We start from the raw sequence: 16,241 nt of genomic DNA on the forward strand, positions 1-16,241 counted from the left end.
CGGGTCGATGAAGTTTGTGTTAAATTTTCGTTCCAAAAAGAAACGGATGACCGTGTTTCACAGCCATCCGTTTCAATATCGCGGTTTAAGCTAATGACTACACGTCGACGCGGGCGTATTTCGCGTTTTTCTCGATGAAATCGCGGCGGGGAGCTACCTCGTCGCCCATCAGCATGGAGAACAGGTGGTCGGCTTCGGCAGCAGATTCAACAGAAACCTGTTTCAAACTTCTGCGCTCGGGGTTCATCGTTGTTTCCCACAGCTGCTCGGCATTCATTTCACCAAGACCTTTGTAACGCTGCACGTTCACCGAGTCTTCCTTACCGCCTCCAATCTCACGCACAGCCTCTTCGCGTTGCTGCTCGGTCCAGCAGTAGCGCTCTTCCTTGCCTTTTTTCACGAGGTACAATGGCGGCTGAGCGATGTAGATATAACCGTTATCGATCAGGATCTTCATATAGCGGAAGAAGAACGTCAGGATCAGCGTACGGATGTGGCTACCATCGATATCGGCATCGGTCATGATTACGATCTTGTGGTAACGCAGCTTGTCAATGTTCAATGCGCGCTCGTCGCCGTCTTTACCGATCTGCACGCCCATCGCAGTGAACATGTTCTTGATCTCTTCGTTTTCGTAGATCTTGTATTCCTGCGCTTTCTCCACATTCAGGATCTTACCACGCAATGGCAGGATCGCCTGAAATGCACGGTTACGGCCTTGCTTGGCGGTTCCACCCGCCGAGTCCCCTTCCACGAGGTATAGTTCGCAAACATTCGGGTCGGTTTCGGAACAGTCGGAAAGCTTTCCTGGCAAGCCTGTACCGGTAAGAATGTTCTTGCGCTGCACCATTTCGCGTGCTTTTTTCGCAGCGATACGGGCTTTTGCGGCAAGGATCACCTTATCGATGATCACACGGGCTTCTTTCGGGTGCTCTTCAAGGTAGCTTTCGAGCATTTCAGCCACCACCTGGCTCACGGCACCAGTTACTTCACCGTTACCGAGCTTGGTTTTGGTTTGACCTTCGAATTGCGGTTCCGCTACTTTAATCGAGATAACCGCTGTAAGACCTTCGCGGAAGTCGTCCCCGCTGATCTCCACTTTTTCTTTCGCCAGAATACCCGATTTTTCAGCGTAGTTTTTCAATGTACGTGTCAATGCGGCACGGAAACCGGAAACGTGGGTACCACCTTCGATCGTGTTGATGTTGTTCACGTACGAGAACACGTTCTCGCTGTACGATGTGTTGTACATCATCGCCACTTCTACGGGGATAGCACCTTTGTCGCTTTCCATGTGAATCGGCTCGGGAATCAAAGGCTGGCGGGTAGCATCCAGGTATGTCACGAATTCGTTCAGACCTACTTCGGAATAGAACTCTTCGCCGCGGAACTTGCCATTCTCGTCCTCTTCACGTTTATCTTCCAGCGTAATTCGGATACCCTTGTTCAGGTAAGAAAGCTCGCGCAAGCGAGTTGCGATGGTTTCGTATTTGTATTCCGTTACGGAGAATATCGTTGCATCGGGCAGGAAGTGGATGATCGTTCCGGTATCTTCCGCCTCACCGATCACGCGGGTCGGGTAAAGCGGCTTGCCTTCGCTGAATTCCTGCTCGAATATCTTGCCTTCGCGGTGCACTTCCGCACGCAGGTGCGTAGAAAGCGCGTTCACGCAGGATACCCCTACCCCGTGCAAACCACCGGAAACCTTATATGTGTCTTTGTCGAACTTACCACCGGCGTGCAATACCGTCAATACTACCTCCAAAGCGGATTTTTTCTCCTTGGGGTGCATTCCGGTGGGGATACCGCGGCCGTTATCTTTTACAGTGATTGAATTATTGGGCTCTACGGTGACGTTGATGGTATCACAGTAACCCGCCATCGCCTCGTCGATTGAGTTATCGACAACCTCCCAAATCAAATGGTGAACGCCTTTGAAGCCAGTGTCACCGATATACATCGCCGGACGTTTACGAACGGCCTCTAAACCTTCAAGAACCTGGATATTTTCAGCCGAATAGCTGTTTACTTCTAGCACTGCTTCGTTTGACATATAGTTTGTTTTACACTTGGATAAAAAGAACCATTATCTGGCTTTTTAAGCACGTAAAGATACGAATTTTTTGTGGTTTTACCTAGCAAAACCTATCGCAAACCTGCCGTCCGACGCGCCCTTCGGAGCGAATACCGGCCAAGGCGCGCGAGATGCCGAAATATGACATTTCTGTGTTAGAGAATATCAGTGAAAGCCTCGTAATACGTATTCTCCAGTGACTCAGCCGGATGAGCACCCGGCGTCCGAAATTTAGCGCAGCGAGTACCCGTCGCCGGTCGAAATGAGGTTCCTGTCGAGGCGGTAGAAAGTCTTCCCGCCATCCCCCGACACGTCCAGGATGCCGAGCTCGTAAGTACCCGGACCAAGATCGTTTTCGCGGAGCATGGTATTGAAACCTCCCTTGTAGTAATGCCCCTCTGTGAGGATATTCTTCCGCGCTTCTATTTTGGGATTTGCACTAATGAGGTAGGTGGAATCGGTAGTGGTATTTTTCATCGCCAGGAAGCGATCATCCCAAAAGTGCTTCCGCTGCGGTGAAACATTACTGGACACAAAATAGTGAGTCAGCTCTTCCACTTTTTCCCGCGCTACCCGATGAATGTTCCAGGTTTCGAGGTAGAGCTCATTATCCTTTACCGGCCCTTTTTTTGCAAACATTGCGTCGAGTTCTTTTTTTTCTATCACCGGTTTCGGGAGCCGGAAGTAACCTTTTTCATATCCAGGAATCAGATAAAAACTTCCATAATTGACAATGGATTTCTCCACCGAGAACATACTCCTATTGTTTTGCCAATTGTAAACATCAGCGAGCAGCGCCGTTCTTTGGCGTGCTACCGTTCCGGTAAACCGGTAGTAACAATAAGCCCAATAAAAAACACTGAAACCGAGAACAGCCCTGAAAACCCATTTCGTCCGCAACCAATGGGTATAAAACAAAAGGATAACATAAAAAATAGCCGTTGAAAGCGCCGCGTACATCTGGAAACGGCTGGCTAATGTGCTACCCGCCCAGGACCGGAATAACGCGACAACAGTACTTGAAATAAAAATGAATGCGAAAAAAGAAAGCAACTCGATTGTACCAGGCTTTACTTCCATCGGCTTTTTAAAATAAACACTTGCAACCCGGACGGTGACCAGCACCATACATATCGTGATGAGAAAACCCCAGATAGCCGAAAACAGCTCCGGCATAGCCCACATCGACATTGAAGCACCGACAAAGCCAAACAGCGACGTGAAGAACTGCAATGCGTTTTTGGGCAGATTCACCGCCTGGCCCGACTCATAGCCCGACATGTAGATCCAGAGGCACGCGAACATGAAAACGGCCGTCAGGATCGCACTACGGAAGTCTTTGTGGCACAGGTAAAAGAAAATGACCGCGGGAAATGTGAGAATCCCGTTACCATGCGTGAAAGTGGCCAGGAAACAGCACAGTATAGCGCCATAAAAGGCGGGTTTTGTCCCGCGGGAAACCAGCAGGATGGCAGCGGCCAGAAAAGCCGTCAGGAAAGGATGCTGTAAACTTGTAAGCGCCCAGTTCGAGACCTCGTAGTACATCGGCTGGAAGATCACGAGAGGAACCGGAATAAAATAGTAGAGCGGCAGCCCCGCTTTACGAAAGTTGACGTAAAGAAAATAGCATATATAAATCAGCGCTAATGTCCCCAGGGCAATGTAAAAACGAAAATGCAAATGCCCCGTAAGTTCATAATCAATTAAAGAAACAAATCTTGGAACCGCCGCTTTATGATCATTAAATGTGCGGAACATTTCCTCAATCACTTTGATAAAACTTTTATCGTCCCTTGTGATTGCTTCAATGAATTGAATAAACAAAAAATCGTCCTGATAGGGGAAATCGACCGAAAAATGGAGATTATAAAGAAAAAATAACAGGATAACGGTAATAATGGCGACAATTGGTAAAAATCGAAGCATGGTAAAGCCGTAACGTGTGGTATGTGATAGATTCGGATGAGTTATAAGCAAATCTAAATCTTTATCGCCTCGATTCGTAAGATAGTTTGCTTTTCTTAGTAACCGAAAATCAACGAATAAATTGCGATAAAAACAGAGAGAGCGGAGATTTTTCTCCGCTCTCTAAGTGTACAGCAATTATCGTACCAGCCCCATTACTTTTCCATCGGATGGTCCTTCAAAAGTTGCTCGGGTGAGTAAAAATCCTTTTTAGCCTCCGTAGCAGCGCGTACCTGCTTCACCTTTTCAGGCGAAATGGCCCCACCCTTGTTTCCAAATGAATTACGGACATAGGTCAGCACGGCAGCTACTTCATCGTCTTTCAGTAAACCTGCGAACGGCGTCATCGGAACCTGGCCGGGGTATTTCTTCCCATTCACCTCAATAGGTCCGAGTAGCCCCTTCAATGCGATCTTGATCAACCGCTCGTCGCTTCCGGTAACCCATGCGCCCGAAAGCGGTGGGAAACCCGATGCTTCCAGACCTTTGCCGTCGGGCTGGTGGCAAGTGCCGCAATAGCCCTCTTTCGCGTAAATCTGCCGTCCCTGATTGAACAGGATCAGGTCCTTGCCTTTCAGGTTAGTCGCCGCAACGGTCTGCTTTTCTTTTTTGACGTTCTCTCCTTTTAAATGTGCCTCTGCTGCTTCGAATGCGTGGATCGTCCAGTCATCAAGCGGCATTTTCTTGGCTTCCGCCAAAATCGGCAGGCCTTTTTCCTTACCAATCCACGACGCCGCTACAATACCCATCAGGCGCACGCGGCTGTTCTCGTCGCGTACCGCTTGCATCAGCAGATCCGCCTGGTCGGGCACCTGGTGGCCCGTGTAGCGCACTACCTGCACAGCTGCTGCGCGTGCGTGATAGTCTTTTGCTTTCAACACCTTTTTTAACAGCTTCTGATCCACTTTGTCCATTCCCCAGCTTACCCACAAACCTTCCAGCAAATGATGTTCGTAACGCGGATCGTTTTTATCGAGGTTAGCCACCCAGGTGTTCAGTTTGGCCAAAACCTGAGACGCATCGCGGCCGCGTAGCTCCCGACGGGTGCGGTAGCGTGTCCGGTATTCGGGCAATTTGAGGTTATCGAGCAATTCTTCGATGCTCGCTCCATCCACTTTCGCAGGCGTAACCAGCGGGCGCGACGGATAAGTAATGCGGTAAATACGTCCGTGCGAGTGGTCACGCAACGGGTCGCGCGCATTGTGCTGCATGTGCCCGATAAGGATGTTATGCCAGTCGATCACGTACAACGAGCCGTCCGGTGCAAATTCCATATCTACCGGGCGGAAGTTGCGGTCTTCGCTCACCACAAGATCCTGACGATGGTGGCTTTTGTAGCCGGTGCCTTCGTCGGTGAGCGTGTGCTCTTTGGTTCCGAGGAAGCCGATCGTGTTGTTAATCAGGAAATCCCCCTGAATATCATCCGGAAAATGCCGGCTCGATACAAATTCCAGGCCGGAAGTCGGGCGTACGCGGTGCTTATCCTCCACCAGCTGCACCGATTTGTGCGTTGCTTCGCCATAACGCGGCAAAACACTACCCGGTAGCATCCAGCGCACGTCAGGGCTCGATGTTTCAGCAAAAAACGGCTGACCCCAATCGTCGAATGCAATACCCCACGGGTTCGGGATCGAAAGCTGGGCGGTACGTTCCAATTTTTTCAGCTGAGGTGCATAACGGTAAAAACCGCCATTGGTAGCACGCACCGGACCATACGACGTCTCCACATTGGTGTGCAGGAACACCCCTTCGCCGGAGTAAATCGCACCCGACGGGTCTACCGTAAATGCGTGGCTGTTGTGGTGCGTATCGTGGTCATCGAAGCCGCTCAACAGAATCTCTTCTTTATCCGCTTTGCCGTCGCCGTTTGTATCGGTCAGCAATTTCAGGTTAGTACCCTGCGAAACGTAAACACCTTCTTTGGCAATTTCAAAGCCCAACGGCAAATGCAGGCCGTCCGCGAAAACACTCTGTTTGTCGGCCTTGCCGTCGTTATTGGTATCTTCAAAAATGATGATCTTATCATTCGGCTTCGAATCTCCCGGCTTGTAATGCGGATAGCTCGGCATTGTGGCTACCCACAGGCGTCCTTTGTTATCGAAAGACATCTGCATAGGTTTGGCCAGATCCGGGAATTCCTGCTCGGAAGCAAAAAGCTCAATTTTATAGCCTGCCGGCACTTTCAGTTTTGCCAACGCGTCATTTCCATACAGATAGGTCAGGCTACCGTTTTTGTCGGGGTTGAAATTGGTTTTTACCTGCGGCAATGTGCGGGTGCTCTTATCAGCCACAGCCAGGTCGGTCTTTTCCCCCTTCGAAGCTGCCAGCCATATCGCCTGGTCGCGAATGTCGGTCAGCTGGCGGATCTTCTCGATTTCGGCAGGATAGTTATCCGGGCCGAAAGGATTGTAACGACGACCATACACGTGTACCCCGTTCGGGATTTTGAAGTCGTTATGCCACATCCAGTTCTTTTCATCGACAGCCGCATGTACCAGCTCCCGGTTTTTACCTTTTTGCGGTGCTTTCCCGAAAATTTTATCTACCAATAATACGCCCAGCTTTTTATAACCTTCCGCATTCAGCTGTGAGCCGTCGATCGTCAGGTCCTCTTTCGTTTCAGCATACCATTTTTGAGATGGTGTAAATGCATCTACGAACAGTACTTTATTCTGGTCGGCGACTTCCTTCATTGCTTTGGTATACAACAGGAGGTTTTCATTCTCCTTCTTGCCGTTTGGCAGGTCATATTTAGCCGAAAGGTCCTCAAAGGCGATCGGCGAAACGATTACCAGCTGCGGTGCGGAAGTACCGTTGTATTTCTGCTGCAATGTCCATTTAATGAACGCATCGAGTTCCGCCTTGTAGTTCGCCAGACCAGCTTTGCCTTCAAACGATTCATTATAACCAAAGAACGAAACGATCACATCGGTTTTCAAACGAGTGAGCCATTGATCGGGCGTTTCGAAATGTCCCTCGCTTTCGGAAGGATTAGCCAGCTCTGTCTGGAATTTCTCAGCTCCGGGGAATGCCCAGGGCGTATTGCGGCTCGCATGCGGGCGGAAGCCCGGCGTGTCGCCGCCGTCGCACATGTTGCGGATAATGAGGTTGTCGTCCGGGTAACGCATGTACAACTCCGTTTCGAAGTTGTCATAATTCATCATCCGGGAACCCAGGTTGTTACCGATTAGTGAAATGTGCGTGCCCTTAGCGATCTTCACCGGCACCGGCCGGTTTAACTGGAATGCGCTGAATGCAATGACTGCCAGTCCAAAGGCAATGAGCGAAGAATAAACGCTGATTTTTTTGGGTTTAGACATTTGAAAAGGTTTTAGATTGGGTTTTGAGGTAGCGTTATGTGAAAGTTATTTGGCCTCGCGGTAGGGTACCTGGATATCCATCTTCCCCTTCCATTCTTTCGGGATTTTCAAACCCAGCTCGTAATGGATTGCATTAATAACAAGCCGTTGGAAAGGTTCCAGCCGGAAATCTTCGGGGTGGCCCAGAGTGGTCATGAACACTTTTCCGCCGAATGAGTTGGTACCTGTCCATGCCACAGGGTTCTCGATCGCCTCCTTATCGGGATTCACCGATTTACCCATCAGCAGCCAGGTAGAGCCTTTGGTAGGGTAATCGGGTAGCACGCGGTACAACCACGAGCGGGCATGGAACGGCCCCTTTACGCCGGTTAGGATCGGGTTTTTAGCTTGTTCGGGAATCACCGTCACATCGGTACTGCTGTTATGACCATAATGCGTGTGCTTGGCCGCACCGCCCCATCCCGGAGGCGCATTCAGGGCAAACTCGCCGAAAGCGTTCCATTTTTCGCTTTCATGCCCTTTCGGGAAATTGAATGCATGTGTGGTCGTCCGGAAACCCATCACCGGCTTTCCGGTTTTCAGGTATGCTTCGATCATTGCCAGTTGGTCGGGCGGCAACTGACGCCAGCGGAGGTAAAACACGGCCAGATCCGCATCCTTCAATGCTTCCAGACCGGGAATATTTTTTTCGCTGTTGTGATCGGGATAGGCTTTGAGCACAATCGCGCGCATTCCGTAGTTTTTTTCGAGTTCCGCCGCGACGATCGGCAGCGTTTCCTCGCCGCTGTACTCATGATCGCCCGTAACGAATACGACAAGCGGAGTTTTTTTGTCTTTTTTAGACGATTGCGCCGTCGCGACATGTGCAACGGCCACTACTGCAAATGCCGCAAAAAGGAAGCAAATGCAGAACTGTTTCAATTTCATGATGAAAGGATTAAGGTTCAAGCTTTGTAAGTAAAGGGGTATATCTGGAAGACTGTTTAATGCAATTTTTCCCCTAGTTAATTATAAACGAATTATAGTGCATCCTGTGATGTCCTGTTTAAGGGCACATATAAGGGCCTTATATGAATATTCCTGCTTCACACGACGAGTTTATCTCTGTCGGCGGGTTTGAAATACCGGGAGTAGATGTCGCGGAAGATGAAGAGCATAAGGTAGAGCTGACGGTATTTACTCACGTATGTCTCGTCCTCCGCCGATTCTTCGAGCAAGTCCCGCAACTCAATAAAACTCAAACCGGCCAGTTCGGGGAACTGCGAGGCGGCTTTCACCAGTTTGTCGCGATGCTCTCTGAAAAGCCGGACCTGTTGTTCCGCCTCTTCGAATGCTTGCTCACCGCTCCGGTATTTCTTGATGGGAGGACAAAAAAACGCCGAGCAGGTATACGGGCGGGGCTTGTCATACGCGGTACAGCTACCGGAAAAGCACGTGCAGGGCAACTTAAACAACAGTTTCTCCTTGATCTCGGTAACCGGTAACCCGAGGTCATCCGCCACTTTCTTGTCGGCCTCATCCCGGATAAATCCGTAGGGGAACAACGTACCGTCGCAGCACAATCCGCAACTCATACAAAGATCCGAAACCTCTTTTTCGCTGCCTGCCATCTTCGATTTTGTTAGGTGTGTAATGATAGCAAATATAATTTAACCCCAACGACTAGAAAATAGCCTCTAAACAGTTTTACAAAAACCGAAACCCAAGCGTCAGCGAAAACCTTGAAAGATCCACACTGTCGTCCTTCGACAAATGTAATGTCTCCGTGCTGAATTCGGTTTTGCGCTGGAGGCGGTAGATGGCACCCATCATGGCAGTGCCGGTGAGGTTAAGGGCAAATTTGGGACTTATAGGCTGCTCGATGCCGACACTAACACCCCAGTTCATCGTTTTGCCCGAAAAAGTGAACTGCTGTGCACCTACGGCACTCTTATTCTCGTAGGGCTGATAGCCGAGCAGCAGGGAAGTGAGAATAGCCGTTTTGCCGTTTTTTAGAAAGGAACGATGGATCAACGCGCCGCTCAGGTGCTGGATTGTCACTTTTTCGCTTTGCAGGCTATCCAGGTTTGCCTTGCCTTTGTACATTTCGTAACGCAGGCCAAAGCCGACATGCTTCCAGGGAAAATAGGCAATGTCGCCGCCAAATGCGATACCGGATTTGAGGTCTTTGATATACTCTTGCTCATCGTGGCTATACACCCGGCCCGCACGGAACAGCCGGTAAGCATAGCCGCCGTTCAGGCCCGCACTCCAACGCGGAAGGCTGGGCTCTGTCGCTTTTTTTTCACGCGGCGTGGGTTTTGAAGGCTGGTCAAACGCCTCCTCGCGGTCCTTCCTCCATTCGGTGATGGAAGCTTCCTGAGCGCTGGCGCTATGGCCGAGCATACCCAAAATCAGTAAGAAAGCGGCAAAATATCTGATCATTATCTGCGGAACGCGCGAGTTTTTAAGAACTCAAAACTACTATTTTCAGGCCATATTCAGCTTCCGCCCTGTCAGAAATTGTCAGATTGCGGCTTTGACACCCGCTTTTTTGAGTTTTTCAATAATAAAAGCTCCCAATGCCTTGCCTTGCGCCTGGCCGTTTTCGATAGCGTCGCGGTAGTGGATTCCGCCGTAAAGCCGCGAAATCGCAGCCTCTTCCGAAGCCTGCCGGAACGACCGAAAATCTCTCGTCGGCAGTTCGAATATCACTTCGGTATCGTCACGGAATGCAAAATTATCACCTAGCAAATAGGTTAATATTTCGGCAACTGCCGTTGAAATGACGCTATGCCCGCTGGTATACTCAGGGAAGGGGGGCGTTTGCAAAAGCGGTTGCCATTGGGGATCGATGCTCCGGTTGATCACCGTTTCGGGCCGTACCCGGCTACTGCGATACTTTTCGTCCCAGCAACTGATGAATGCATCCATCAGCGTGGCGGCGGCCAGCGAATGCACCATAATGCCTTTGTCGAGGTCGAGATTGGCCTTGGTCGTGGCAATGCCGGTGATGTTCATCCAATGCCCTCCCGGACTGATTTTCTTGAAACCAATATTCATATGCCCCGAGGTATTGATCGCGAACGGGTTGCAATCCCAGTATGAGGCAATGAAACGCTGCTGCTCTGTCAGATTTTTACCCACATCATATACCTCTTTCGCCATCTTGTAAAATGTACTGGTACTGTCCTTGCTGAACTCCACCGGCGGTATGGGTATAAACTGGCTGCATGAGTCGATCAGCACCGGGCGGATCGTTTTCCAATGCGGTTCAACACCCTCCATATAGCCCGGAGGAGTCGGATACCAGAACCCGTCGCCTTTTTTCGGCCGGTACCGAAGGCGAGTACTGAGTTTGAGATACCCATCGGTAGAAGCGTCGGCGGCGATTTTCCTGGCCACATCCTGTGCCACGGCAATCGATTGATCGATCGTCGCCTGCGAATGCCCTTCCCGCAGCAATGCGATAATCAGTTTTTTCTGATCTTCTTCAAGCATGTACCCCGACGGGATGATCAGCCTACCCGTTTCCAAAATGCAATACAATGCGGCAATCTGGTAATCATAGCTCTTCGCCTCGATGCTCACCGGGTTAATGCTTTTGGTCAAAACCGTCGGTGCGACAATCTGCTTGTTATTCCGTGCTACGATCTCGTGCGCGCCCAGGAGGCAATAAGTGTAGAAACGGCTGGCTGCGGGCGGGTTCACCACATCATGGATCATCACCATGGTTACCGAAAAAACAGCCGGCTGCAAGTGTTTCCGCAACTCCTCTTTGGCAGGATTTGCAAAAACTGATTGGGCAAAAATCAAAAGGAAAAGAAGGGTACGGCGCATTACTTTCTGGAATTTTTATAAAACTGCAATGGCTCATTGAATGCGCCAATCACTAAAAAAGGTTGGTTACCGATATTGACCTGCACAGCCGTCTTCACATCCCCGATCACCGACAACCCGGCCTCCGGCTGCTCCACAAAACGGAAGCTACCCTTGCCGTCGCCAACGAAAAGGCTGCCGTAATTGGCATCCATACTACCCAGTTTGAGGCGGTTATCCGTTTTGTTGCCCAACAGCAGCAGGTCTTTCAATCCATCGTGGTTAAAATCGCCCGTCAGGATCGTGCATACAGGCCCGAATTGCGCGCGTGCAGGCATGGCTAACTTCTCAAATTTGCCACTACGGTTCATAAAACAAACGGTACGAAGCTCACGCACTTCGAGCTTGCCGGCTTTCGCAAGCTCGGCAGCCGGGATCACTTCGGGCATGGTCGCATTGGCATAGTCACGATAGTAAGCGAATTTTTTACGCATAGGATAAATCTGGTCGTTCAGCTCGTCGCGGCTTACGAACGGGTACGATTTGCCCTGCACGTAGAAGTTGAAGAACGGGTCTATCGAGCCATTTTTGTCAAAATCGGCGAAATACAGTTCCGCGGGCTCCTTTTCAGAGGCTTTGATCTGCGAATTCTGTCCCAGGTTACCAGCCAGGATATCAGGCTTACCATCGCCGTTCAGGTCTTCTATATGAATGGTATTCCAAAAACCGCTCTCCTCCGTCTGGAAGAAATCAGCTGTTTTGTCGTCAAAGTCTCTTCCATTGTAGGTAAAAACCTTCACCGGCATCATTTCACCCGCTATCACCAGTTCCGGTTTACCGTCGGCATTCAAATCGCCCCATTGTGCGTCGGTAACCATGCCTATTTTGAAAAACGGCGATTCCCGTATTTCGAAACGTCCTTTTCCATCATTAACCAACAAGAACGACGCCGGTGCCTCGGGGTACCGGCCGGGGATAATGCGCCCGCCCACGAACAGATCGAAGTCGCCGTCTTTGTCGAAATCAAACGGACGTACGCACGACTTACTGCTGGCTTTCAAATTCGGTACGGAGAGCACCGACAAGCTTAGCCCGCCCTTTCCGTCGCTCAGATAAACCTCATCTTGCAGCGAAACCGTATTCGGCTCAAAAAGCGAATAGCCGCCTTTGGCAATGTACAAATCGTCGTAACCATCGGCATTGGCATCAAAAAACACGGCCGCCGAAATGGCCGACGTATTTTCATCGCCGATCGCGAAGCCGGGCATTTCTCGAAACGTTCCGTCTTTTTGCTGCAACCATATTTTGGCCTGCTTGTTCTGATCACCGCTCACGAAAATATCGTCCAGGCCATCCTTGTTCACATCACCTTTTGCCACCACAGGGCCTGTCTGCGAATACATCGAGAGCATCAGCGGCTGGCGCTTGAAATCATTTTCGCTGAAACCCTCGTGCTGGTAAGTGATTGCCGGGGCCTGCTTTTGAAACAATGGCGCGGGAATGCTCTCCTTTCCGGACTTGTCAGCCTTCTTACCCGACTTTTCGACCACCAGCAACTGGTTAGCCTTTACATTTTCGACGATCTGGCTCGTGCCGTCCGGCCACAGGATTTTTACCGTATCCATCGCCGCAGCCTCACCAAGCCCGAAATGCAGGCGTAATGGCGTACAAGACAGGTACCCGCGGTTGGGATTCACCTCCTGGTATTGAAGTGCGCCTTTGCTTTTAACATACACCCTCGCCCCTACTCCGCCGGCATTAGCACCGTTTTGTTTCAGTTTCAATTGCAGCCAATTCCCGTTTTGAGACTCACTGGCAGTATTCTGGTATACAAATGCCGGTTCATTGATATTGTTCACGACCAGGTCCAGGTCACCGTCATTGTCCAGGTCAGCATATACTGCTCCGCTGGATACCGACGCGTGTTCGAGGCCCCAGGACTGCTGCGTTTTGGAAAACGTGAGGTCGCGGTTGTTTTTGAAAATATAGTTGGCCAACGCCGTTGAAGGCATTGCTTTCACAAGATCCATGAGCTGGAACGGCTCCTTATCGACCGCCCGTTTGATCTTGTAATCGCCCCAGTATTTCAAAAAGTCCTTATTGGTATAATCCCTCAGATAGCCGTTTGAAACGAAGAGGTCCTTGAACCCGTCGTTGTCGAAGTCGGCAAAGAGTGGTGTCCAGCTCCAATCGGTGTTGGAAACGCCGGCAAACTGGGCAATCTCACTGAATGTGCCGTCGCCGTTGTTGAGCTGCAACATATTGCGCATATATTGCTTTTGCAGGTCCTGCCGTACCATCAGCTCGAAGGCTTCGTAGTTTTCCTGCAATTGAAGCAGTTTCTGGCGCTGGTTGTCTTCCGGCAGCATGTCGAGCGACATGATATCCGGCAGACCGTCGTTGTTGAAATCGGCAATGTCGATACCCATCGAAAACTGAGCCAAATGCCGGAAATACTGGCGTGTCACGTCCCTGAACGTGCCGTCGTGGTTGTTGATATAAAGGTAGTCGGGTTCGTTGTAGTCGTTGGTGACGTAGATGTCCTGCCAGCCATCCTGGTTCACATCCGCGATGGCAATGCCGAGCCCGAATGTGAGCGGGTACTGGTGGATGCCCGCCTTTTGGGTAACCTCTACGAAATGATTTTTCTGGTTTTCAAAAAGCTTGTTACCCGCGAGCTCGTCCGTCTGCGTACGGAACTTCGCAAGCTCCATGTTGTCGATCTTCTTGGTTGTATGGTTGAGCAACATCATATCCAGATCGCCATCGTTGTCGTAATCGAAGAAAGCGGCCTGGGTGCTGTAACTGATATTGTCGAGCCCGTACTCCTTCGCCTGTTCGATGAATTTGAGGTTGCCCTGATTGATAAAAAGCTGATTCCTGCGGTCCTCGTCCTTCACTTTACCGGAGTAGCAAATGTGGATGTCGAGCAACCCGTCGCCATTCACATCGGCCATCGTCACGCCCGTTTTCCAGCCGCCCTTCCGGCCTTCGAGCCCCTTGCCAGCCGCCCCGGTAATGTCCTTGAATTTCATTTTCTCCCCTTTCGCGCCCAGGTTCAGGTAAAGCTTGTTGGAACCCATATTGGACGTAAAGAAAAGGTCGTCGAAACCATCGTTGTTGATGTCCCCCACCGCTACGCCGCCGCCATTGTAATAGTATTCATACGACATTACGTTCTGACTTTCGGTTTCGCTGATCGGGTTCACGAAATCGATCCCCGTCTGCTTGGCTTCAAGGAAACGGAACAAGGTGTTCTGTGCCCTGACGCCGGTAAAATGTAATGTCAGCAGTAAAAAGGCAGGCAGGCAAAAAAGGCGACCTTTGTGATTCATTGAAAGTGCAGTACCGATTTAGAAAGGAAGATTTAGTACTAAAATAAAAAACTTCAACCAAAAGTTGAAGTTAAAACTTAGTGCAGTGCTTTGGGAAGAAAGCACCAGGAAAATTAATATTTCCTGGCGCTTTTGTATGATTTATTTGTCCCACCAAACGCGCGAAACCCAGTTGTCACCACTTGCCAGACGCCCTACGGCATCGTTGTAGTTGGCGCTGTTCTGAGTAGCCTCAGTGGTCGGGTAAGGCTGGCGACGCGGAATGGTTCCGTTCGAGAAATTACCCACATAGTTGATCGGCGTTAGCACGGGGAAGCCCGAACGTTTCCAGTTGCTCCAAGATTCCACAAAGTTGAAAAGAATACCGGTCGTTGCCCAGTACTGCTCGTTGATCTGTTTCAACGCATTGGCAGCGTCCAGCGGATGCGCTGTTGCGTAAGCATCAGCCGTTGCTGCGTCGATAACCGCAGCCGCACCGTATTTACCCAGTGATTGAATACCTGCCGAAAGTCCGTTTTTATAGTGAGCGGCGGCAGTTCCTCCTACTGCGAATCCACGTGTTACAGCTTCTGCAAGCAATAGCTCGGTTTGCGCATAAGTAAGCACCGTAATCGGTCCGCTTCTTGAACGATAAATAGCTGTCGGCCGTGAATATTTACCGATGGGCGTTACGTCGGCTCCGGTACCGGTTCCGCCGGGATAGCCCGCCGACTTGGTGATATCGGTAGCACCGCCGTTCATATCGTAGCCATTCGGCAGTCCGAGCTGATTGGCAGGAGTAGCGTCACCGGCAATGGTAATGCTTTGGTTGGCGGCAAGACCTGCTGCGGGTACTTCTGCGATTTTACCCAAACGCGGGTCATTACCGGCTTTCAGGTAGTCGATCATAACTTTGCTCCATCTTACCTGGTAAATATCCGCAGGTGTAGACAATGCAGCGCCGTTACCGTTCGTGTAGCCGTTGGCGTCGTCCATTACGATGTAGGCGTCATCAGCCACACTGGTAAACACACCGCCTGTAGCAGCCTTCTCCGCATAGGTTTTAGCAGTAGCGAGGTCGGCTTTGGTGAGGCGCATCGCCAATTTCAACATCAGCGAGTAACCGTACTTCTTCCATTTGGTAATATCACCCTTGTAACCTGCGAATGAATCGTTGGCTGGAATGGCAGCGGCAGGGTTCAATGCAGCTGTGGCAGCGTCAAGGCGCGCCAGCAAGGATTTATAGATACTTTCCTGCGTGTCATAAACCGGCAATGTAATGCCCGTTTTCGCCTGCAATGCCTGGGTGTAAGGGATATCGCCGTAAATGTCGGTGATCGTCGCCAGCGCCTGCACCTGCATGATGATCGCGATGTTGGTCAGGTTCACCAGGGCTGGCTTGTCCTTCGTCAACTGCTCCATTTCGTAGGCAAGGCTGGCTGCCCGGTAACCCGTATTCCATGAGCTTGCCAGATAGGAGTTCGTGTTGCTCGAAATCACATATTTGTCAGCATTGGAATAATAGTTGGCAGCGCCAGAAGTGGTCGAAGAGAGAATCTGCACCCACATGCTCTGGAAAAGGATCGTACCATTATAGCCCGCCGTCGCATTGGCGTGGTTGAACTGAATCGTCGGCAATAGCAGGTTCGGGTCGAAAGTCTCACCCGACGACTTGGTTGGGTCAGTATTCAGTTCATCGAATTTGTCCGTACAAGCCAAAGGAAGCAGGCCTGCGAGGACGATCATATTGATTAGTTTCTTTTTCATATT

At 50.5% G+C, this 16,241-nt stretch carries 9 protein-coding genes; all 9 read right to left on the minus strand.

The features are described from left to right. Nucleotides 1–97: 97 nt before the first annotated feature. A complete protein-coding gene (gene gyrB / locus J2Y43_RS02805) occupies nucleotides 98–2,053 on the minus strand; it encodes a DNA topoisomerase (ATP-hydrolyzing) subunit B (RefSeq protein WP_291199269.1) in 1,956 nt (651 codons plus the stop codon). Nucleotides 2,054–2,305: 252 nt separating this feature from the next. Next, complete coding sequence (locus tag J2Y43_RS02810) at nucleotides 2,306–3,754, minus strand: hypothetical protein (protein WP_309981358.1); 1,449 nt, start codon at nucleotides 3,752–3,754, stop codon at nucleotides 2,306–2,308. Nucleotides 3,755–4,194: 440 nt separating this feature from the next. Then, nucleotides 4,195–7,359 (minus strand): PVC-type heme-binding CxxCH protein, encoded by a 3,165-nt coding sequence (locus J2Y43_RS02815; RefSeq protein ID WP_309981357.1) that lies wholly within the window; start codon nucleotides 7,357–7,359, stop codon nucleotides 4,195–4,197. Nucleotides 7,360–7,404: 45 nt separating this feature from the next. Beyond that, nucleotides 7,405–8,286 carry a ThuA domain-containing protein gene (locus tag J2Y43_RS02820; protein WP_309981356.1) on the minus strand — a complete coding sequence of 294 codons (882 nt, stop codon included), beginning with the start codon at nucleotides 8,284–8,286 and terminating at the stop codon, nucleotides 7,405–7,407. Nucleotides 8,287–8,444: 158 nt separating this feature from the next. Beyond that, the gene (locus J2Y43_RS02825; protein ID WP_309981355.1) at nucleotides 8,445–8,969 is read right to left on the minus strand and encodes a hypothetical protein; all 525 of its coding nucleotides are present in this window, start codon (nucleotides 8,967–8,969) and stop codon (nucleotides 8,445–8,447) included. 76 nt (nucleotides 8,970–9,045) lie between these two features. Continuing rightward, the gene (locus J2Y43_RS02830) at nucleotides 9,046–9,783 is read right to left on the minus strand and encodes a hypothetical protein (RefSeq protein WP_309981354.1); all 738 of its coding nucleotides are present in this window, start codon (nucleotides 9,781–9,783) and stop codon (nucleotides 9,046–9,048) included. 81 nt (nucleotides 9,784–9,864) lie between these two features. After that, complete coding sequence (locus J2Y43_RS02835; RefSeq protein ID WP_309981353.1) at nucleotides 9,865–11,178, minus strand: vanadium-dependent haloperoxidase; 1,314 nt, start codon at nucleotides 11,176–11,178, stop codon at nucleotides 9,865–9,867. Beyond that, complete coding sequence (locus tag J2Y43_RS02840; RefSeq protein ID WP_309981352.1) at nucleotides 11,178–14,492, minus strand: VCBS repeat-containing protein; 3,315 nt, start codon at nucleotides 14,490–14,492, stop codon at nucleotides 11,178–11,180. Before J2Y43_RS02840 ends, J2Y43_RS02835 begins: the two co-directional genes overlap by 1 nt. Before the next feature lie 141 nt (nucleotides 14,493–14,633). Next, the gene (locus J2Y43_RS02845; RefSeq protein WP_309981351.1) at nucleotides 14,634–16,238 is read right to left on the minus strand and encodes a SusD/RagB family nutrient-binding outer membrane lipoprotein; all 1,605 of its coding nucleotides are present in this window, start codon (nucleotides 16,236–16,238) and stop codon (nucleotides 14,634–14,636) included. Between the last annotated feature and the right edge of the window lie 3 nt (nucleotides 16,239–16,241).

The organism is Dyadobacter sp. BE31 (assembly GCF_031457695.1).
GTDB lineage: Bacteria > Bacteroidota > Bacteroidia > Cytophagales > Spirosomataceae > Dyadobacter.

What these genes read in the sequence shown, in the direction of transcription:
- gyrB (WP_291199269.1), bottom strand. Translation starts at nt 2,053, where the DNA reads ATGTCAAACGAAGCAGTGCTAGAAGTAAACAGCTATTCGGCTGAAAAT.
- J2Y43_RS02815 (WP_309981357.1), bottom strand. Translation starts at nt 7,359, where the DNA reads ATGTCTAAACCCAAAAAAATCAGCGTTTATTCTTCGCTCATTGCCTTT.
- J2Y43_RS02835 (WP_309981353.1), bottom strand. Translation starts at nt 11,178, where the DNA reads ATGCGCCGTACCCTTCTTTTCCTTTTGATTTTTGCCCAATCAGTTTTT.
- J2Y43_RS02840 (WP_309981352.1), bottom strand. Translation starts at nt 14,492, where the DNA reads ATGAATCACAAAGGTCGCCTTTTTTGCCTGCCTGCCTTTTTACTGCTG.
- J2Y43_RS02820 (WP_309981356.1), bottom strand. Translation starts at nt 8,286, where the DNA reads ATGAAATTGAAACAGTTCTGCATTTGCTTCCTTTTTGCGGCATTTGCA.
- J2Y43_RS02830 (WP_309981354.1), bottom strand. Translation starts at nt 9,783, where the DNA reads ATGATCAGATATTTTGCCGCTTTCTTACTGATTTTGGGTATGCTCGGC.
- J2Y43_RS02825 (WP_309981355.1), bottom strand. Translation starts at nt 8,969, where the DNA reads ATGGCAGGCAGCGAAAAAGAGGTTTCGGATCTTTGTATGAGTTGCGGA.
- J2Y43_RS02845 (WP_309981351.1), bottom strand. Translation starts at nt 16,238, where the DNA reads ATGAAAAAGAAACTAATCAATATGATCGTCCTCGCAGGCCTGCTTCCT.